Origin of the sequence: Bradyrhizobium sp. Leaf396, assembly GCF_001424605.1 — a bacterium.
Lineage (GTDB): Bacteria > Pseudomonadota > Alphaproteobacteria > Rhizobiales > Xanthobacteraceae > Bradyrhizobium > Bradyrhizobium japonicum_C.
On sequence record NZ_LMQJ01000006.1, the window covers coordinates 119,002 to 137,724 of the forward strand.

Sequence of the window (18,723 nt, forward strand, 5' to 3'; positions counted from 1 at the left end):
CGCGTCTTCTTATCTTACCTCGCGTTCGCCGATCAGTGCGAATGGCGCCCACATCGCCGGATAGGCGTTCTGGGGCGAGGAGGTGTCATCAACAAACGTTAACATCGCGCGGCGCAGGGCCTCGGCACGCCCGATCGCTGGTTCGTTCTTGAGCAGCGCGAACGTCGACGTGGTCAGGCGGGTGGCCGCTTCGGAATCCACCGCCCAATGCGAGACCAGCAATGCGCGCGCGCCGGCATAGAAGAACGAGCGCGCCAATCCCGACAGCGCTTCCGCGCCGGGTTTGTCCCCGGCGATGGTGTTGCAGGCGGACAGCACCACCCAATCGGCGTTGAGCTTGAGCTGGGCCACCTCACTCGCGGTCAGCAGGCCGTCGTCGAGCTCCGTTGGCTGGTCGGGAATGGAAAGTGCAAGCGAGGGCTCACCCAATCCCTTGACGTCGCCGGCAACGAGGCCATGGGTGGCAAAGTAGACGATGCCGTATTGGGCAAGCGCTGCACGCTTCAGCGTCGTTTCGCTGGCCTCGCGGCCGAGATGGATGTCGGCCGCGGCGGCACCGACGTCCCTCGCCACCGCGTTAAGCTCATCGGCGGTATCGGGCAGTTGCGGCAACGCCTGAGCCAGTCGAGCGCGATCGACACCGGCACCGCGCCAGAATTCGGCATAGGCAATCGTCGCGATGCTGCGCGCGGCGATCTTGCCGCCCGCGGCACGACGATCGGCGGGTCCTTCAGCAGGGTTGAACACGGGATCGCCGAAACCGGTCATCGGCTTGACGCCGTGGTCCCTGCGCGCAAAGGCCCGAAGGGATTTGAGGCTGACCACCGACGGTAGCACCGAGACCGCCTGACGCCGCAGCAGCCAGGTGGCATCGCGATAGCCTTCGAGCTTGTCCGGGATCGGAGCCTGCGGCTTCTCCGTGACCAGCAGATGGAACGGCAGCGCGGTCAGCGCCGCCGACGGCACGACCAGCAGGTTACGCTTGTCCTTCGTCAGCACCTCGACCGGGCCAAGCAGCGCGAGATAGAGCTCGTGCGCCAGCGCAAGATCGAACAGTCCCGATTTTCCGGAGCTGTCCCGCGCCTTGCCGACGTCGAGCCCCTTGCGAAAAGCAGACACCTTCTGCGCCAGCAGATCCGCTCCGACATTGATCTCCTTCCAGTCGACACCCTCGCGCGTGATCGCGACCACATAGCTCTGACCCTTGGTGACGGAATAGATCACCATCGCCTCGTCGGCCGAGAGCAACGGCTGGATGTCCTTCACGGCCAGCGGGAGCGGATTGGAGAGCGAGGAATATTCGGGAAACTCGACGGCGAGCGTCTTCTGCAGGGCCGCGCGTTCGTTCGCAATCGAAGCGATCCGCGTCCGGCTGCGCTGCTCGGCCCCAACATCGCGTTGCGCCGAGGACTTCGACACCGCAGCGACGATCGCCTTGTCGAGCGCTTCAGCTTCGGCCGCGAGATCCTGGTCCTTGCGCACGAGCTCGGCGAGCCGGTCGGTGCCGGCGGCAAGCCGCACCGCAAGCTTGTTCACGGCAGACGCTGCGGAGGATTGCGTGCCGCGCTGGATCGCTGCGAGCGCGTCATCGAGCGCCTTGTCGCTCGCCAGCAGCGATTGCTGGCGCGCAGCGAACAGGATCGGCAACACGACGGGCAGCTGCGCACGGTTCGCGCCGAGCGTCTTCTGCGCGAGCGGCAAAGCGTCGACCGTCCGTCCCGTCGCTTGCAGGAAATGAGCAAGATTGCTCGTCGAGGTCGCGACGTCAGGGTGATCGGCTCCGAGTGCATGCTCGCGTATCGCCAGGGCCCGGCGGTAAAGGGGCTCTGCCTCCGCATGGCGCTTCTGGTGCTCGTAGAGCCCGGCTAGATTGTTGAGCGAGCGGGCGACGTCGGGATGCTCCGGCCCCAGCACTTTCTCGCGAATCGCGAGCGAGCGCTTGATCGGCGCTTCGGCATTGGCGTCGCGATTGAGATCGCGATTGAGCTGACCGATGTTGTTCAGGACGGTTGCAACAGCGGGATGCTCGGGCCCGGCGGCTTGATGATAGATCGCGAGCGCCCGCTGAAACAGCGGCTCGGCGTCGGCAAAACGCTCTTGCTTCACATGGAGCGTGGCGAGATTGTTCAAAGCTCGGCCTATATCGGGATGCTCGCGCGACAGGCTCTTTTCGCTGACGGCGAGCGCGCGCTTGAACAGCGGCTCCGCTTCAGTGAAGCGGCCTTGCCGTTGATACAGTGCGGCAAGGTTGTTCAGTTCGGGCGCGATCAAGCCCGTGTCGAGGCCGAGCGACTTCTCCATCAACGCAATGGCGCGCTTGTAGACCGGCTCGGCCAGATCGTCGCGGCCCTGGCCGGCATAGACCTGGCCGAGATTGTTGAGCGCGGCGGACAGTTCGCGACCGTCGTTGGTCTTCTCCAGGCTCGCGACCATGGCCTGGGCGAGCGGAAGCGCTTCCGCATATTTGCCGGCGCTCATGAGCGCGCTGATCCGCGCACCTTGCGCGGCCGGACTGGCCTTCTGGGCGAGAGCGGCCGTGGCACATGAGGTGGCGATCGCGAGTGCTACACCCACCGCCAGTGCCAAACGTCGATGCGTCATAACTCCTCGCTGCCAACCGGACCGGTTACGGCTTGGGTCGCTGCGACGGGCGGCGGCGTTCAAGGCGTTGCGCCCTGCTCCACCTTCTTGCGCGCCTCACCAGCGAGGCGGACCAGCATCTTGCGCAGCCCTGTGCCGTCCGTGACCCGCTCCGGGAAGTCCAGCCGCAGCGTCGCCTGGCCGTGCTGCATATCGAGGCCTTCAGGGTCACAACCGGTGCAGCGCCAGTCGCCCGAGGCCGCACCGAGGAGCCTTGTCGCATAGAGGTTCATGGCGTCCCGATGGTCGGCATTCATGTGCTCGACCGCGCCCTCGTCTGCCGCCAGCAGGTCCTCGGCGCCGGTGAGATCCGTCAGGAATTGCTCAGGCTTGAGATCGACGATCCGGCCAAATCCGGCGACCAGGTGAGTTCCCGTCGGCCGGATCCGAAAGAAGGAAAAATCCGTAAAGGAAACAAAGCCTTCTGCCGACGGATGGGCAGCGAGATACCGCCGCTGAAGCAGATCCTTGTCTGCGCCCGCCTCTTCCGCCCGGCCTGCCAGCATGATCCGGGCCCCTTCCAGGGGATCGCCGGCCACGCGCTCGTCCAGCATCAGCGAGACCCGGCTGTCCGCGAGGATGTTTCTCGTGTGCACAGCGAGGCGCGAGATCAGCAGGATCGGCGAGCCGTCGGGGTGGCTGGCGAGATTGACGAGGGAACAATAGGGATCGCCGCTGCCGGTCATCAGCGTCGCCAGGGCGCCTTGCCGAGACCGCCTCAGCAGCGATTTGGCTAGCTTTCCAGGGTCGAAGTCGGGAGTCGGTTGCATCGGCTTTCTCGGATCAGGTGGTTGCGTGGGGGGCCTTTTTTCGGGTAAACGGGGGCCCGGTTATGGGTCGAGATGCGGCGAATCTGCCGTGTTTCGTGGAACTTGGTCACACTTCAGCCCAGCTTGCATTGCTCGGTGACAAGGTTCGAACGCCACTTCGGCACCCATGTATGCGGCGCATCACTGGATTGCTCGCCGTTTCAAGCCACGACCCAAACGGAAAGCAGAAAGCAGAGGCTCATGCCCACAATCGCTTTGGTCGACGACGACCGCAACATTCTCACATCCGTCTCGATCGCTTTGGAAGCCGAAGGCTACCGCATCATGACCTACACCGACGGCGCCTCCGCGCTCGACGGCTTCCGCACCACCCAGCCTGATCTCGCCATCCTCGACATCAAGATGCCGCGCATGGACGGCATGGAGACGCTGCGCCGTCTGAGGCAAAAGTCCGACCTGCCGGTGATCTTCCTGACCTCGAAGGACGAGGAGATCGACGAGTTGTTCGGCCTCAAGATGGGCGCCGACGACTTCATCCGCAAACCGTTCTCGCAGCGCCTCCTGGTCGAACGCGTCAAGGCGGTGCTGCGGCGCTCGGCGCCGAAGGATCCGACCGTTGCGCCGAAGGAGAACGACGCCAAGGCGCTCGACCGCGGCCTGTTGCGCATGGATCCGGAACGGCATACCTGCACCTGGAAGAACGAGCCGGTGACGCTCACCGTCACCGAATTCCTGATCCTGCAGGCGCTCGCGACCCGTCCCGGTGTGGTGAAGAGCCGCAACGCGCTGATGGACGCCGCCTATGACGACCAGGTCTATGTCGACGACCGCACCATCGACAGCCACATCAAGCGGTTGCGCAAGAAGTTCAAGGTGGTCGACAACGAGTTCGAGATGATCGAGACGCTCTACGGTGTCGGCTATCGTTTCAAGGAGGCCTGAGGCTCTGCAGCCTCACAAACGACCAGGAGCATCGCCGGGCCCGATTTCCATCGGGGCCGGGATCGCTCTAAAGCGCGATGAGAACGGGATGAAGCGTCTCGCGCTTTGGGTTATCGTTTGAGCATGGTCTGTTCGGAAAACCGCTGCACGCTTTTCCGGATCATGCTCTAGGGTGCGGGGACCTTCTCGACCACTTGTCCTAACGCGGGCGTAAGCATTGCTTGACCGAACGCAGCCTGATCCCAACCCGAGCGCCGGGGATAGCACCTCCAACGGCGTTCAGGAGCTCGTTGCCGAGGACAAGCCGTCAGGCTTCCGGCCGCTGAACTGGCTGAAGCGCGCCGGGCAGTTCTTCTTCGCTCTCTCCTTCTCGAGCCTGACCCGCCGCATCGTCTCCCTCAATCTCGCCGGCCTCGTGGCGCTGGTTGCGAGCATCCTCTATCTGTCGCAATTCCGCGCCGGCCTGATCGACGCGCGCGCGCAGAGCCTGTTGGTGCAGGCCGAGATCATCGCCGGGGCGATCGCGGCCTCCGCGACGGTGCAGACCAACGCCATCACCATCGACCCCGACAGGCTGCTCGACCTCAAGCCGGGCGAGACCTATGGCGGCCCGGACGAGTATTCGCCGCTGGACTTCCCGATCAATCCCGAGCGCGTCGCGCCGGTGCTGCGCACGCTGATCTCGCCGACCAAGACCCGCGCCCGCATCTACGATCCGAACGGCAGCCTGCTGCTCGACAGCCGAAACCTCGAGAACGTGCTCCGCTTCGATCTGCCGCCTCCGGCCGCCAAGCCCGGTTTCGTCGAGCGCGGCATGGTCGCAGTGCGCACCTGGCTGAATCGCGGCGACCTGCCGCTTTATCGGGAGCTCGGGCCCGAGAACGGCAATGGCTATGCGGAGGTGGGCGACGCGCTTCAAGGGCAGAAGCGCTCGATGGTGCGGGTGAATGCGCGCGGCGAGGTGATCGTCTCGGTCGCCGTCCCCGTGCTGCGCTCGCGGGCCATTCACGGCGCCTTGATGCTGTCGACGCAAGGCGACGACATCGATCAGATGGTCACCGCCGAGCGCCTCGCCATCCTGAAGGTCGGTGGTGTCGCCGCCGCCGTCATGATCATGCTCTCGCTCTTGCTCGCGAGCACCATCGCGGGCCCCGTGCGCCGGCTCGCCGACAGTGCCGAGCGCGTCCGCCGCCGCATCAAGGCCCGCATCGAGATTCCCGATTTCACCCGCCGCCGCGACGAGATCGGCCATCTCTCCGGCGCGCTGCGCGACATGACCAGCGCGCTCTACAGCCGCATCGAGGCGATCGAGATGTTCGCCGCCGACGTCGCCCATGAATTGAAGAACCCGCTGACCTCGCTGCGCTCGGCGGTCGAGACGCTGCCGCTCGCGCGCAATGAGAACAGCCGCGCACGCCTCCTCGAGGTGATCGAACACGACGTCAAGCGGCTCGACCGGCTGATCTCCGACATCTCCGACGCCAGCCGGCTCGATGCCGAGCTGCAGCGGCAGGATGCGGTCCCGGTCGATTTGCGCCGCCTGCTGACGACGCTGGTGTCGGTCGCCAACGAGACCAAGCTCGGCCACGACGTCGCGGTCGAGACCCGCTTCGAGGGCCGCAGCCCGACCGACACCTTCGCCGTGAGCGGCCACGATTCGCGGCTCGGACAGGTCGTCTCCAACCTGCTCTCCAACGCACAATCGTTCTCCGAACGCGGCAGCAAGGTGCGCCTCACCTGCCGCCGGGTCCGCGGCGAGATCGAGATCGTGGTCGACGATGATGGTCCCGGCATTCGCGACGACGCGCTGGAGCGCATCTTCGAGCGCTTCTACACCGACCGACCGCATCAGGGATTTGGCCAGAACTCCGGCCTCGGCCTGTCGATCTCCAAGCAGATCGTCGACGCCCATGGCGGACGCATCTGGGCCGAGAACCGCGCAGGCCCGCCCGATGACGAAGGCGTCCCGACCGTATCAGGCGCGCGCTTCGTGGTGAGGCTGCCGGCGCTATGAGCGATGGGCCCAGCGTTCACGCCTCCGCCGTCATGGTCGGGACTTGTGCGGTGCTGATCCGCGGGCCCTCCGGCTCGGGCAAGTCGCGCCTCGCGTTTGATTTGATCATGGCGGGACGCGCCGGCCTGGTCGAAAGGACCGTTCTGGTCGGCGATGACCGTGTCCATCTGGCGACAGTCGGCCATGAAATTGAGGTCCGCCCCGCCGCGCCGCTGGTGGGACTGATCGAGATCCGGGGCCTCGGCATCCGCAGCTGCGACTTCGTGGAGCATGCGACCGTCGGTCTCGTCGTCGATCTGCATGCCGCGGACGCGGAGCGACTGCCCCCAGCCGAGTCCCTGAAAACCAGCATTTTGGGTGTCGAAATACCGCGAATCCCGGTGGCCCGCGACTATTCGCCCCTTCCCCTGGTTGTCGCGGCCTTGACCACTACCAAGAGTTCATCTTCCGTTAACCTTTCCGGCGATTGTTTGAAGGGAAATGGTAACCATATGAACCCCAGTATCGCGACCGAGTGACCGGCGCAGCTCCCCTTATCCATCCGTCTATATTCAGGGAGATACGCAACATCCCCTCTTGCGCGGGGGCTCTGGATGGTCAAAGTGGCGCGTTCGTGCGGTGCACCAAAAGCGCCCGCGAGGAGTTTTCCGATGATTGGTCTAGTACTTGTGACCCACGGGCGCCTTGCCGACGAATTCAAGGCGGCGCTTGAGCATGTCATGGGTCCGCAAAAACAAATCGAGGCGATCACGATCGGCGCCGAAGACGATTCCGATCTCTGCCGAAGCGACATCATCGAGGCGGTCAACCGCGTCGATTCCGGCGACGGCGTTGCCATCCTCACCGACATGTTCGGCGGCACGCCCTCGAACCTCGCAATATCCTGCATGAGCCGGCCCAAGGTCGAAGTGCTCGCCGGCATCAACCTGCCCATGCTGGTGAAGCTCGCCAAGGTGCGCGAGGAGCGGTCGCTGCCCGATGCGATCGCGATGGCCCAGGAAGCGGGCCGCAAATACGTCACCATCGCCAGCCGCGTGCTCGCCGGCAAATGAGCGACGAGGCGTCACAAGCGGGGACAGGCGTGCCCGCGGGCGCGATCTCCAAGGATCTTCTTATCGTCAACAAGCGCGGCCTGCATGCCCGCGCCTCCGCGAAGTTCGTCCAGGCGGTCGAGCGCTTCGATGCACAGGTGTGGGTGACGCGCGGCGGCGAGACCGTCGGCGGCACCTCGATCATGGGCCTGATGATGCTCGCCGCAGGGCCCGGCACGACGATCACGGTATCCGCCGCCGGCACCGATGCCGAAGCGGCGCTCGCGGCGATCACCGAGCTGGTCGAGAGCAAGTTCAACGAGGAAGGGGTTTAGGCCCGATCGTCATTCCGGGATGGTGCGAAGCATCACCTCCGGGATCTCGAAGTTCTCAGGTGCGCAATCGCGCACCGTATTCACGCGTCGCGCGCGTTGGGAACGACAGCAAGCTCACTTCGCCGGTGGCGCGATGTAGATGTTCCAGCTCATCGCCGGGCCGGCCTTGCCGTGGGTGAAGCGGCGCGTCGTCATCACGATGCGCTCGGCGTTGGGCGCGACTTCCGCCACCCATTTCTCGAACTTGGGCAGCCGGCCGTCGGTCGGATCGAACACGCCGATGAAGCCGTACGTCTTGGCGTCATCGCGCGAGGTCAACCCGGAATCCCAGGCCTCGAGCGGCAGCAATGCGGACGGATGATCCGGGCTGTAGAACACCATCGGCTGGATCGACTCCATGGTGCCGGCGACGACGGCCCAGCGCGAGGCAAAGCGCGCGTGCCAGGCCTGGGTCAGCTCGCGCGCCAGCTCCGAGCGCGCGCCGTAGGTCGCGGTGTTGCCGGCATTGGCCGCCATCTCCCGCGCGGCGATCCAGGGCGAGGCAGCGAGTGTCGCGACGCTGAGCACGAGCCAGATCGCGGCGATGTTGAACAGCACGGCGCCCTGCACGCGCAGCGTCGGAATCGCGACCAGGGCGAGCGGCACCAGGAAGAACAGCGAGATGCCCCAATCGGTCTTCATGTAGATGCTGAAGACCAGCGCACCGAGCGGCGGGCCGAGGGCGACGATGACCTGGATGATCCAGACGTTCAGCGCCTGCGAGGCATTGACGCCGGAACTGCCGCCGCGCGCCCAGGCACGCGTGACGATGCGCGAGGGGGCGCGCAGCAGCAGCCTGCCCCAAGGCGGCACCAGCGCCATGGCCAGCGCCGCGAGCGCCACCGGCAGGGCCAGCAGTCCGAGATTATGCAGCACGTAGCCCGCGACGAGCTGGTGCACCTGAGCGCTGTCGGCGAGGCTGTAGGTGTCGCCGGCATAGGTCAGCGGCACGAAATGCGCATCTGCAAGCCACACGATGTGCGGGATCATCGCCGCGACCATCGTCACGATCGCGACCCACGGCGCAGGCGACGACAGGAAGCGCAGCCGCTCCGGATGGATCAGCGCGGCAAGACCGATGGCGCCGATCATGGTCAGCACCCAATACTTGGTCATCAGCGCCAGCGCGCCGGCGAGGCCGAGCAGGATTCCGGATTGCCAGCTCCGCCTCTCGAATGCGTTCAGATAAGCGAGCACCAACAGCGGCAGCGTGACGAGCTGCAACAGATCCGGGTTGTACTTGAATCCCTTGAAATTGAAGATCGGATAGAGCGCGATCATCACCACGACGAGGAACGCGCGGCGCGCATCCACCACGCGCAAGCTCACGAACCAGCAGATCACCATGCCGACGCTCACCGTCGTCATCGCGAGCGCATAGGTCGCCCAGTCCGCCGCCGGGAACGCGCTGAACCAGAGGCCGGCCACCCAGCCCGACAGCGGCGGGTGCTTGCCATAGCCCCAGAGGAATTTCTGGCCCCAGCCCCAGGCTTCTGCGACGTCCATGTGAACGTCCTGCGCCGCCTTGAGATTGATCAGGATGAAGGTCCAGAGCACCGCATGCAGGATGGCGAACTGGATCACCAGCCACAGGCGCGCCTCGGGGCGGACCGCGCAGGCAACCAGCCAGGCCCGGAAGCGGTCATAACTCACCCGGGTTCTGACGCGCGGTCGGGCAGAGGGAATCGAGGTGGTGGACATGAGCCTGGACATGGGCCGTGCGTAGCGCGTTTTGGCCCGTGTTGGAATCAGCTTGGCGTGAACAAAGACCCTGAAATTACAGCAATATGGTTGCCGCACGGGGATGTGAGTGGTATCCCGCGCCCATGACGACCGTCCCCATTTCCAACATCCGCAACTTCTCCATCGTCGCCCATATCGACCATGGCAAATCGACGCTGGCCGACCGCCTGATCCAGATGACGGGCGGCCTCTCCGACCGCGAGATGGCGGGCAAGGAGCAGGTGCTCGATTCCATGGACATCGAGCGCGAGCGCGGCATCACCATCAAGGCGCAGACGGTGCGCCTTCAGTACCGCGCCAAGGACGGCAAGGATTACATCTTCAACCTGATGGACACGCCCGGCCATGTCGACTTCGCCTACGAAGTCTCGCGGTCGCTGGCGGCGTGCGAGGGTTCCCTGCTCGTGGTCGACGCCAGCCAGGGCGTCGAAGCGCAGACGCTCGCCAACGTGTACCAGGCGCTCGACAACAATCACGAGATCGTTCCGGTCCTGAACAAGGTCGATCTGCCCGCCGCCGAGCCCGAGAAGGTCAAGCAGCAGATCGAGGATGTCATCGGCATCGACGCCTCGGATGCAGTGATGATCTCGGCCAAGACCGGCCTCGGCGTTCCCGACGTGCTGGAGGCCATCGTCACCCGCCTGCCGCCGCCGAAGGGCGATCGCGACGCGACGCTGAAGGCGCTCCTGGTCGACAGCTGGTACGACGTCTATCTCGGCGTCGTCGTGCTGGTGCGCATCGTCGACGGCACGATGCGGAAGGGCCAGCGCGTGCGCATGATGGGCACGGGCGCGGCTTACGACGTCGAGCGCGTCGGCTTCTTCACGCCGAAGATGCAGCAGGTCGAGGAGCTCGGCCCCGGCGAGATCGGCTTCATCACCGCCGCGATCAAGGAAGTCGCCGACACCCGCGTCGGCGACACCATCACCGACGACAGGAAGCCGGTCGCCGAGATGCTGCCGGGCTTCAAGCCCGCGATCCCCGTCGTGTTCTGCGGCCTGTTCCCGGTCGATGCCGACGACTTCGAGACGCTGCGCGCCGCGATGGGCAAGCTGCGCCTCAACGACGCCAGCTTCTCCTTCGAGATGGAGACCTCTGCCGCGCTCGGCTTCGGCTTCCGCTGCGGCTTCCTCGGGCTGCTGCACCTCGAGATCATCCAGGAGCGGCTGTCGCGCGAGTTCGACCTCAACCTGATCGCGACTGCGCCGAGCGTCATCTACAAGATGAAGCTCACCGACGGCCAGGAGATCGAGATCCACAATCCCGTCGACATGCCCGATGTGGTCAAGATCGCGGAGATCGACGAGCCCTGGATCGAGGCGACGATCCTGACGCCGGACGAATATCTCGGCAGCGTCCTGAAGCTGTGCCAGGACCGCCGCGGCTCCCAGAAGGAGCTCACCTATGTCGGCTCCCGCGCCATGGTGAAATACGACCTGCCGCTCAACGAGGTCGTGTTCGACTTCTACGACCGCCTGAAGTCGGTCTCCAAGGGCTACGCCTCGTTCGACTATCACCTCACCGACTACAAGCCGGCCGATCTGGTCAAGATGCAGATCCTGGTCAATGGCGAGCCGGTCGACGCGCTCTCGATGCTGGTCCATCGCACCCGCGCCGAGGGACGTGGCCGCGCCATGGTCGAGAAGATGAAGGAGCTGATCCCGCCGCACATGTTCCAGATCCCGATCCAGGCGGCGATCGGCGGCAAGGTGATCGCGCGCGAGACGGTGCGCGCGCTGCGCAAGGACGTCACCGCCAAGTGCTACGGCGGCGACATCACGCGCAAGCGCAAGCTTCTGGAGAAGCAGAAGGAAGGCAAGAAGAAGATGCGGCAGTTCGGCAAGGTCGACATCCCGCAGGAGGCCTTCATTGCCGCACTGAAGGTGGATAGCTGAGCAACGGGGCTTCACTCGTCGCGAACCGCCGTCATGCCCGGGCTCGTCCCGGGCATTCACGTTTCTGGAGCGACAAGAGCCGTAGATGGCCGGGCAAGCCCGACCATGACGACGATGTGGAGCAGAATTCGTCGCGGGACCGGTTCGGCCGACCCGTTCAGCACCCCGCGACACAAAACCGCGAAAACAACCCCATGCACAGTAGCCGCCCTCGTGGCGGGCTTGCGCCTTTTCGATTTTGCGAAGTGGGCTTGCTCCGTCGGGCAAAACAGGGGTACGGTGTCAGCATCGCAGGGTGTGTGATGCAGGCGCAGTCAGTGCGTCCGGCTCGCCGAACATTCACACCTTCTGCTTCGCCTCGACGTATCGCGCGAAATTATCGAGGATCGCCTGCCAACCGCCCCGCTGCTGCTCCTCTGAGTGCGTCGTTTCGGCATCGAAGACAACGCGGACGAGGACGCCATTCGCGCCGGGCACGAACTCGACCTCGGCCTTGCGGTCGCCGAACGCGTACTCGATCCGCTTGTGCTCCACGATCTTCGTGTAGGTGCCGGCGAAGTCGAAGCCCATGCTGCCGTCCTTGGCTTCCATTCGGGACGAGAAAGCCCCGCCCTCCCGCAGGTCGACCGTCGCCTTGGTCGTATGCCAGTCGTCGGACGCCGCATTCCACTTCACGATATCGGCAGGCGTCGTATAGGCACGCCAGACCTGATCGATCGGGGCTGCTACGCTGGTTTCGACGGTGATCCTCATCGGTATTCTCCAGTTCAATTCTTGCAGTCGAGCTGACGACATCCCGGGTGCCGGGCCATCCGCGGCAGGTCCGCGATTGTGGACCTAGGACGATCGAAACTCGCCGGCGCCGACACGGTCGTCGCAAATATCTGGGGTATATAAGGCGGCGTCAGGTCGTCATTGCCCGAGTTGCTGAAGCACGGCAGACCACAACGCGAGCGGCTCCCTGAGGCCTCCGGGCTCGGTCGGCTTCTTGCGAACGGCAGTGTGCACCATGACGAGCTTGGAGGCCGGATCGACCAGGATGACCTGACCGCGAATGCCGCGCAGAGCAAATCGGCGCTGCTCGCCCGGAAGGAGCCACACCTGATAGCCGTATCCGAAATAGGGCGTGGCCACGCGCGGAGCGAGATGGCGATCCTCGGGCCTGACGGTCGTGGCATCCAGCAGCCACTGCCGCGGGATCAGCTGCCGACCTTCCCAAGCGCCGTCATGGGCGAGCAAGCGGGCCAGGCGCGCGTAGTCCCGCAAGGTTGCGTTGAAGCAGCAGAACGCGATCTCCTGCCCGCTACCGTCTATCGCCCACGACGCATCCGCTTCGGTGCCGATGGGGTCCCAGATCCGATCGTGGAGATAGTCGGCGACCGGCGTGCCGGTGACGGAGCGCAGGACCAGGCCGAGTATCTCGGTCTCAACGCTTGCATAGTGCCATCTGGTCCCCGGTGGTGCGGTCCGGTTGTTGAATTGCGCGACGATCTCCGCGGGGTCTCTCGGCTCACCAGCAAACAGCGCCCGCCTCAGCCGGGCAATGTCATCTTTCCCATCATAGACTTCGGAAAACGCGACGCCCGACGACATGTTCAACAAAGCGCGCAGCGATGTGTTGCCATATTCCGTTCCTGCGAGGGCGGGGACGTAGGTCGAGACGACGTCGTCGATCGACTTGATCCGCCCCTCCGAGACCGAGATCCCGACCAGCATGGCCACCAGCGTCTTCGCCATGGACTGCGAGAGAAAGCGGTCGCGGTCGGTCCGCGAATATTGATAGTGCTCGTACAGGATGGTGTCGTCCCTGGCGATCAGGAGCCCTGTCACCGGGTTGCGCTTGAGATAGTCCCCGATGCTCAGCCGTTCGGTACCAAAGCTGTACGTTATCGATGGCTCAGGCGCGCGCTTGAAGTGCCACGGCGCCGCCGCGCGACGAACCGTGCGCGAGCGATGGATGTCGCCGAAACGGCTGTAGACGCCGACCAGCTTGTCGAGCTGAGTGGCTGTGGCCCGGGTGCCGACCGGATAGCCCTCGGCCGCGCCGTAGAGTTCGGCGTCGGGACCGCTGTCCGAGAAGACCGGCCCCGGCTCACCCAGCGAGCTTCTGCCGTCCTGTGCGCATGCCGGAGGTGCCGAGACCGCGACGGCGAAAATGACGGAAACGAACAGCCTGCGACAATCGCGCAGCCTGCAGAGCGCTTCCCGCCTCATTGAACTTGTCTCCTCACACATTCCTGTGTGTGCGCTCATGAGAACAACCTCGCAGGCCGGGGACCAAGGCATGCTACCAAGGCGGACAGACAGTGTCAGCGTGCCGTTGCGGCCACCTTGCCCTCGCGCGGAAGTTAGGCCACCATCCCGCCGCGCACCACCAACAAGACAAACAGCGCGGGGAAACGCATGAGCAGGCCAGCACGCTTCGACTATGGCTGGGTCGTTGTCGCCGCGGGCGCACTGATGACCTGTGTCGGGTTCGGCACGATGCTGTCGCTCGCGGTGTTTCTGCAGCCGATCTCGGAAGCGATGGGCTGGTCGCGCGCCGGCGTCTCGGCGGCGGCGACGCTGGATTTCCTCTGCATGGGATTTGCCGCGTTCCTGTGGGGCACGTTGTCGGATCGTTTCGGCACCCGCATCGTGGTGCTCTCGGGAAGCCTGCTGCTGGGGCTCGGGCTGGTGACGGCGAGCCAGGCGACAACCCTGTGGCAGTTCCAGCTTTGCTTCGGCGTTCTGATCGGCATCGCCGTCGGCAGCTTCTATGCACCGATGATGGCGCTCGCGAGCGCCTGGATCGAGAAGAACCGCAGCCTTGCGGTGGCGCTGGTCTCCGCCGGCATGGGCGTTTCTCCGGTGACGATCGCGCCGGCCGCGAGCTGGCTGATCACGGCCTATGACTGGCGCACCGCGATGCTGGTGATCGGCATTGCCGCCTGGGCGCTGTTGATCCCCGCCTGCTTCCTGGTGCGTCCGGCGCCGGCGGCCCCCGCGCCGGCGACGGCGGACGAGGCAGCCGCCGTTGAGCTGACCGCAGCGCAGGCGCTGCGCACGCCGCAATTCATCGCACTCGCCGCGGCCCATTTCGCCTGTTGCGCCGCGCATTCCGGCCCGATCTTCCACATGGTGTCCTATGCGATGGTCTGTGGCATCGCCCCGCTCACGGCGGTGACGGTCTACAGCGTCGCCGGCGTCTCCGGCCTCGGAGGACGCCTGCTGCTGGGCGTGCTGGCCGATCGCATGGGCGCGAAGCCCGTGCTGGTCGGCGGGCTGTTCGTGCAGGCGATGTGCATCGCGACCTATCTCGCGGTGGCGCAACTCGGCGAATTCTACGCGCTCTCGGTGGTGTTCGGCCTCGCCTATGGCGGGGTGATGCCGCTCTATGCGGTGCTGGTCCGCGAATACTTCGGCGCGCGCATCATGGGCACCGTGTTCGGCGCGGTGTCGGCCTTCGCCAGCCTCGGCATGGCGCTGGGGCCCTGGGCCGGCGGAATCGTGTTCGATAACTTCCAGCGCTACACCTGGCTGCACGCCGGCTCATTCGCGATCGGCCTCGCCGCCGTCGCAGTGGCGCTGAGCTTTCCGACCAGGCGCCGGCCATCGCTCGATCTCGGTCGCGCCGCGGTCTGACATCTGCATGATGCGCCTGTGCGGTCGCGGTCGACCTACAATGGCCTGAGATTGGGCAAGACGCCGCGATCAATCGCGGCGAGCGACATCGCCAGGGCGCTCATCAGGCCCAAGCCCAGCAGGGTGACCAGCGTCTGCGATGCCAGGCCGTTCGAGCCCAGGCTGAGCAGCGCATGGGCCGCAAAGGACAGCAGAACGCTGACGCAATAGATCGCGAGCGAATACTCGCCGCACCGTATCAGCGGCACCAGCGATCTGGCTTTCAAGATGCTGGCATTGCTTGGAAGAAAACGCCAACAGAGCAGCGCGAGCGCAGCAAAATGCAACAATCGCAAGATGTCGAGATTGGTCTTGTCGACAGGATAGATCAGACGCGACAGCCAGGCCGGCACATAGGCTTCGATCGCGTGAATCTGCCAGCCCAGAGTGATCACGAACGAGAACAGCACATAGCCCGCCGCCAGGACGGCAAGCGTCCGGGAGTTGAGAATGGCGAGCTGCCAATCACCGCGGTTCGCTCCCCACCAGATGCCGATCACGAACAGCAACTGCCAGTTCAGCGGATTGAAGTAGAGTTGCCCCTTTGGATAGGCCGGGATGTACCAGTCGAACAGGTGGGCGCAAACATAAAGAGCCACGGATCCGGCCAGGGCCAGCGGCCAGGCGCCGATCGTCAACGGCACGATGAGAACGAGCGCGAAGTGAAGTATGACCATCAGGAGCAGAGGATCCAGATTGACCGGCGTATATCGCAGCAGCGCGGCCTGCAGCAGTGTTTCTGCGGGCTGTTGCAGCAGGACGGCCAGGTTGGCGTGATCGAACATGTCGAGCTGCCATGCCGCGATGTAGGACACTTCCGCCAGCAACAGGACGACCGTCAAAATCTGCGCGATATAGATTTCGAACGAACGCCGCAACATGCGCAGGCTCGCCGCCGCAAAGCCGGAGCTGCGCAACAGATCGCCGTACACGATGCCGGACGCCAGGCCCGACAGAAACACGAGAATCTCTGCCGCATCGCTGAAGCCGAAATTCTTGGGCGTGAACCTGTTGAGATAAGTTTCCGGGATGTGATTGATATAGATCCACCATAGGGAAAGGCCCCGAAAGAGATCGATCCGAAGATCGCGCTCCTTCAGAGGTGCCGGTATGGTCGAATTCCAATTCACTCCCGCGCACTGCCTTTCGTCATCGGAGCACCGCCCCGTCGGCGCGCGCTTGCCCGATCGCCTCGCGGGACGTGGTCTTGCCGTATGGTCCGCCGGTGAAGGTACATTGCCGCTTTGCTATGGTCCAGAAAGCATCTCGCCGCGTTGCCCTCGTCGCTGAGATCCAGGAATGGTGGCGAGGCCCTCGCGTTCGAACGATGCTCCGGCGTCGAACGACGCGTCGCCTGGTCCCATCAGCCAGATGGATCAACATCGGGCTTCGACCGCTCACGCCGGTTCCGCGACTTGCACTGGTCGCCTGCAGGAATGACTGCGCGCGTTGCCTTTGCTCGCGGCGAACCACCAGCCCTCCATGCGCCCGTTGCAGCGAGTCATGCAAAGGGATGACGGCGTCTCCGTTAAAACACGGGGGCCATCCGGCCTTATTGTTAAGCAATTTCTGCAACCATTCCCACCAAAGCAGAATTTGGAAATACCCGGGAATTGTTCATGTTCAAGATCAAGTCGATTGCCGCCCGCCTGATCCTCGCCATCGCACTCACAGTGGCAGTGGCCTGCGCCATCCTCTCCGGCTTCTCGATCACCCAGCAGCGGGCGCTGACGCGGATGGCGCTCGATCAGCAGCTCAAGCTGCAATATGAGAGCGTGATTGCGGCGATCGACTATGAAGGGCGTTCGGCACTGGCCGTCTCCGCCGTGATCGCGGCGCTGCCGCCGGTTGGCGATGCCATAGCGAAGGGCGACCGCGACAGCCTGGCCGCACTGCTCGGCGAGGCCAACAAATCGCTGAAAGCGCAGGGTATCCCACTCATCACCTTCCAGGTTCCGCCCGCGGTCGCATTTTACCGTGTACATGCTCCCAAGGTGTTCGGCGATGACGTCTCGGCGCGCCGGGAGACCGTGGTCGAGGCGATCAAGGGCGGCCGGCAGATCGTCGGCGTCGAGCCCGGCCGGGAGGCGCTTGGCATCTTCGGCATGACACCGATCGTGCGAGGCGGCAAAAGCCTTGCCAACGTTGATATCGGCGCAGCCTTCGGCAAGGAATTCGTCGACCGCGCCAAGAAGCGCTTTGGCATCGACCTCGCAGTCTACTCGCTCGACGGCAAGAACCTGAACAAGCTGTCGTCAACCTTTGGCGACACGGTCGTCACCACGCTGGATCAGCTGAAGAACGCAATCGACGGTTCGGTGGTCCGGCATGCGGCCGAGCTCGACGGTCATCCAGTCGAGGTCTATGCCGGACTTATCAAGAACTATGCGGGAGCGCCCGTCGGCGTGCTCGAGATCATCAAGGACACGAGCGAGTATGAGGCCGCGTTCGCCACAGCCGAGCGCAACCTGATCCTCGGCACGCTTGCGATCCTTGCCGTCACGATCGTGCTGGCCCTGCTGCTCGGGCGAGGCCTGTCGCGGCCGCTTACCGCGATCACTGCGGTCATGAACCGGCTGTCGAGCGGCGATACCAGCGTCACCATTCCCGGAAGCGAACGCACGGACGAACTCGGCACCATGGCCAAGGCGGTCGACGTGTTCCGCCGCAACATGCTCGAGGCGGGCGCCCTGCGCGAGGCGCAGGAAGCGGACAGGGCCAGGGCCGAGATCGAGAAGCAGGCACTCCAGCGCCAGATGGCCGACCGCTTCGAGGCCGACGTCAAGGGCGTGGTGGCCGCCGTGGCAAAGGCGACCGAGGGCATGCAGAGCGTGGCCGGCGAGATCACCACCAGCGTCAACGGCACCTCGCAGCGAGCTTCCGCCGCAGCGACGGCCTCCGAGGAAGCCTCGGCCAGCGTCAATGCCGTCGCGGCAGCGACGGAGGAGCTGGCCTCATCCGTTAACGAGATCGGCCGTCAGGTCACCCATTCCAGCGAGGTTGCGAGCGGCGCCGTCCGCAAGGCCGCGGAGACGACCGAGATGGTCACGAGCCTTGCCACCGCCGCCGAGCGCATCGGCGACGTGCTGCGGCTGATCAGCGAAATCGCCAGCCAGACCAACCTGCTCGCGCTCAACGCCACGATCGAGGCCGCCCGCGCGGGCGAAGCCGGCCGCGGCTTTGCCGTGGTCGCCGCCGAAGTGAAGGAGCTGGCGAGCCAGACCGCGAAGGCGACCGACGAGATCGCAAGCCAGGTCACCGCAATCCAGGCCGCCACCGGAAATTGCGTCACCGCAATCTCCGGCATCAGCGACACCATCCGCGAGATCAGCGGCATCGCCAACACGATCGCTGCCGCGGTCGAGGAACAGGGCTCGGCAACGCGGGAGATCGCCCGCAGCGTGCAGCAGGCATCGGCCGGCACCACGGACGTCTCGGCCAATGTCGCCGGCGCCAGCCAGTCCGCCGACCAGTCCCGGGCGCTGGCCGGCGACGTCATGGTTGCCACGGGCGAGCTGGGACAACATGCCTCGGTGCTGATCCGAAGCGTGGATACGTTTCTGGCCGGACTGCGGGCAGCCTGAGATCTCTTCACCTCGCCCCTTGAAAGAGGGGCGAGGGAGTGCAGCACCCTTGCGGACCCGTTAACGG

At 64.9% G+C, this 18,723-nt stretch carries 14 protein-coding genes; 8 read left to right on the top strand and 6 right to left on the bottom strand.

Annotation, left to right across the window (positions count from 1 at the left end; all coding sequences use genetic code 11):
* Positions 1 to 9: 9 nt before the first annotated feature.
* The gene (locus ASG57_RS08295) at positions 10 to 2,601 is read right to left on the bottom strand and encodes a CHAT domain-containing tetratricopeptide repeat protein (RefSeq protein WP_024339147.1); all 2,592 of its coding nucleotides are present in this window, start codon (positions 2,599 to 2,601) and stop codon (positions 10 to 12) included.
* Positions 2,602 to 2,660: 59 nt separating this feature from the next.
* Positions 2,661 to 3,410 carry a HugZ family pyridoxamine 5'-phosphate oxidase gene (locus ASG57_RS08300; protein ID WP_024339148.1) on the bottom strand — a complete coding sequence of 250 codons (750 nt, stop codon included), beginning with the start codon at positions 3,408 to 3,410 and terminating at the stop codon, positions 2,661 to 2,663.
* A gap of 240 nt (positions 3,411 to 3,650) precedes the next feature.
* On the opposite strand from ASG57_RS08300, the gene ASG57_RS08305 reads away from it, so the two are divergent.
* The 5 genes from ASG57_RS08305 to ASG57_RS08325 all read left to right on the top strand — a co-directional run bounded on the left by ASG57_RS08305 (position 3,651) and on the right by ASG57_RS08325 (position 7,732).
* Positions 3,651 to 4,352: a response regulator transcription factor gene (locus tag ASG57_RS08305; RefSeq protein WP_008542552.1), complete on the top strand. Its 702-nt coding sequence runs from the start codon at positions 3,651 to 3,653 to the stop codon at positions 4,350 to 4,352.
* A gap of 217 nt (positions 4,353 to 4,569) precedes the next feature.
* Positions 4,570 to 6,366, top strand: a complete 1,797-nt coding sequence (locus ASG57_RS08310) for a sensor histidine kinase (protein ID WP_057196027.1) — start codon at positions 4,570 to 4,572, stop codon at positions 6,364 to 6,366.
* Positions 6,363 to 6,884, top strand: a complete 522-nt coding sequence (locus ASG57_RS08315; protein ID WP_024339150.1) for an HPr kinase/phosphorylase — start codon at positions 6,363 to 6,365, stop codon at positions 6,882 to 6,884. The genes ASG57_RS08310 and ASG57_RS08315 overlap by 4 nt, the downstream gene beginning before the upstream one ends.
* 132 nt (positions 6,885 to 7,016) lie before the next feature.
* The gene (locus ASG57_RS08320) at positions 7,017 to 7,418 is read left to right on the top strand and encodes a PTS sugar transporter subunit IIA (RefSeq protein ID WP_024339151.1); all 402 of its coding nucleotides are present in this window, start codon (positions 7,017 to 7,019) and stop codon (positions 7,416 to 7,418) included.
* Positions 7,415 to 7,732 (top strand): HPr family phosphocarrier protein, encoded by a 318-nt coding sequence (locus ASG57_RS08325; RefSeq protein WP_057196028.1) that lies wholly within the window; start codon positions 7,415 to 7,417, stop codon positions 7,730 to 7,732. The genes ASG57_RS08320 and ASG57_RS08325 overlap by 4 nt, the downstream gene beginning before the upstream one ends.
* Before the next feature lie 114 nt (positions 7,733 to 7,846).
* Here the strand turns inward: ASG57_RS08325 and ASG57_RS08330 are convergent, their stop codons facing one another.
* Entirely contained in the window at positions 7,847 to 9,472 is a 1,626-nt protein-coding gene (locus tag ASG57_RS08330; protein ID WP_057196085.1) for a glycosyltransferase family 39 protein, read from the bottom strand.
* A gap of 125 nt (positions 9,473 to 9,597) precedes the next feature.
* On the opposite strand from ASG57_RS08330, the gene lepA reads away from it, so the two are divergent.
* On the top strand, positions 9,598 to 11,409 hold the full coding sequence (gene lepA, locus ASG57_RS08335; RefSeq protein ID WP_024339154.1) for a translation elongation factor 4: 1,812 nt from the start codon (positions 9,598 to 9,600) through the stop codon (positions 11,407 to 11,409).
* Between the two features lie 339 nt (positions 11,410 to 11,748).
* Here the strand turns inward: lepA and ASG57_RS08340 are convergent, their stop codons facing one another.
* Positions 11,749 to 12,162 (bottom strand): SRPBCC family protein, encoded by a 414-nt coding sequence (locus ASG57_RS08340; protein WP_057196029.1) that lies wholly within the window; start codon positions 12,160 to 12,162, stop codon positions 11,749 to 11,751.
* Between the two features lie 159 nt (positions 12,163 to 12,321).
* Positions 12,322 to 13,623: a serine hydrolase domain-containing protein gene (locus tag ASG57_RS08345; protein WP_057196030.1), complete on the bottom strand. Its 1,302-nt coding sequence runs from the start codon at positions 13,621 to 13,623 to the stop codon at positions 12,322 to 12,324.
* 189 nt (positions 13,624 to 13,812) lie between these two features.
* Here ASG57_RS08345 and ASG57_RS08350 point away from each other — a divergent pair, with 189 nt between their 5' ends.
* Positions 13,813 to 15,033: an MFS transporter gene (locus tag ASG57_RS08350; protein ID WP_024339157.1), complete on the top strand. Its 1,221-nt coding sequence runs from the start codon at positions 13,813 to 13,815 to the stop codon at positions 15,031 to 15,033.
* A 35-nt stretch (positions 15,034 to 15,068) separates the two neighbouring features.
* Here ASG57_RS08350 and ASG57_RS08355 read toward each other — a convergent pair whose 3' ends face one another.
* Positions 15,069 to 16,202, bottom strand: coding sequence for an OpgC domain-containing protein (locus ASG57_RS08355; RefSeq protein WP_057196031.1), 1,134 nt, complete (start codon positions 16,200 to 16,202; stop codon positions 15,069 to 15,071).
* 489 nt (positions 16,203 to 16,691) lie between these two features.
* Here ASG57_RS08355 and ASG57_RS08360 point away from each other — a divergent pair, with 489 nt between their 5' ends.
* On the top strand, positions 16,692 to 18,656 hold the full coding sequence (locus ASG57_RS08360; protein WP_024339159.1) for a methyl-accepting chemotaxis protein: 1,965 nt from the start codon (positions 16,692 to 16,694) through the stop codon (positions 18,654 to 18,656).
* Positions 18,657 to 18,723: the final 67 nt, after the last annotated feature.

Excerpts from the sequence above, each read along its gene's own strand:
- ASG57_RS08340 (WP_057196029.1), bottom strand. The coding sequence starts at position 12,162 with ATGAGGATCACCGTCGAAACCAGCGTAGCAGCCCCGATCGATCAGGTC.
- ASG57_RS08325 (WP_057196028.1), top strand. The coding sequence starts at position 7,415 with ATGAGCGACGAGGCGTCACAAGCGGGGACAGGCGTGCCCGCGGGCGCG.
- ASG57_RS08330 (WP_057196085.1), bottom strand. The coding sequence starts at position 9,472 with ATGTCCACCACCTCGATTCCCTCTGCCCGACCGCGCGTCAGAACCCGG.
- ASG57_RS08360 (WP_024339159.1), top strand. The coding sequence starts at position 16,692 with ATGTTCAAGATCAAGTCGATTGCCGCCCGCCTGATCCTCGCCATCGCA.
- ASG57_RS08295 (WP_024339147.1), bottom strand. The coding sequence starts at position 2,601 with ATGACGCATCGACGTTTGGCACTGGCGGTGGGTGTAGCACTCGCGATC.
- lepA (WP_024339154.1), top strand. The coding sequence starts at position 9,598 with ATGACGACCGTCCCCATTTCCAACATCCGCAACTTCTCCATCGTCGCC.
- ASG57_RS08300 (WP_024339148.1), bottom strand. The coding sequence starts at position 3,410 with ATGCAACCGACTCCCGACTTCGACCCTGGAAAGCTAGCCAAATCGCTG.
- ASG57_RS08315 (WP_024339150.1), top strand. The coding sequence starts at position 6,363 with ATGAGCGATGGGCCCAGCGTTCACGCCTCCGCCGTCATGGTCGGGACT.
- ASG57_RS08305 (WP_008542552.1), top strand. The coding sequence starts at position 3,651 with ATGCCCACAATCGCTTTGGTCGACGACGACCGCAACATTCTCACATCC.
- ASG57_RS08350 (WP_024339157.1), top strand. The coding sequence starts at position 13,813 with ATGAGCAGGCCAGCACGCTTCGACTATGGCTGGGTCGTTGTCGCCGCG.
- ASG57_RS08345 (WP_057196030.1), bottom strand. The coding sequence starts at position 13,623 with ATGAGGCGGGAAGCGCTCTGCAGGCTGCGCGATTGTCGCAGGCTGTTC.
- ASG57_RS08320 (WP_024339151.1), top strand. The coding sequence starts at position 7,017 with ATGATTGGTCTAGTACTTGTGACCCACGGGCGCCTTGCCGACGAATTC.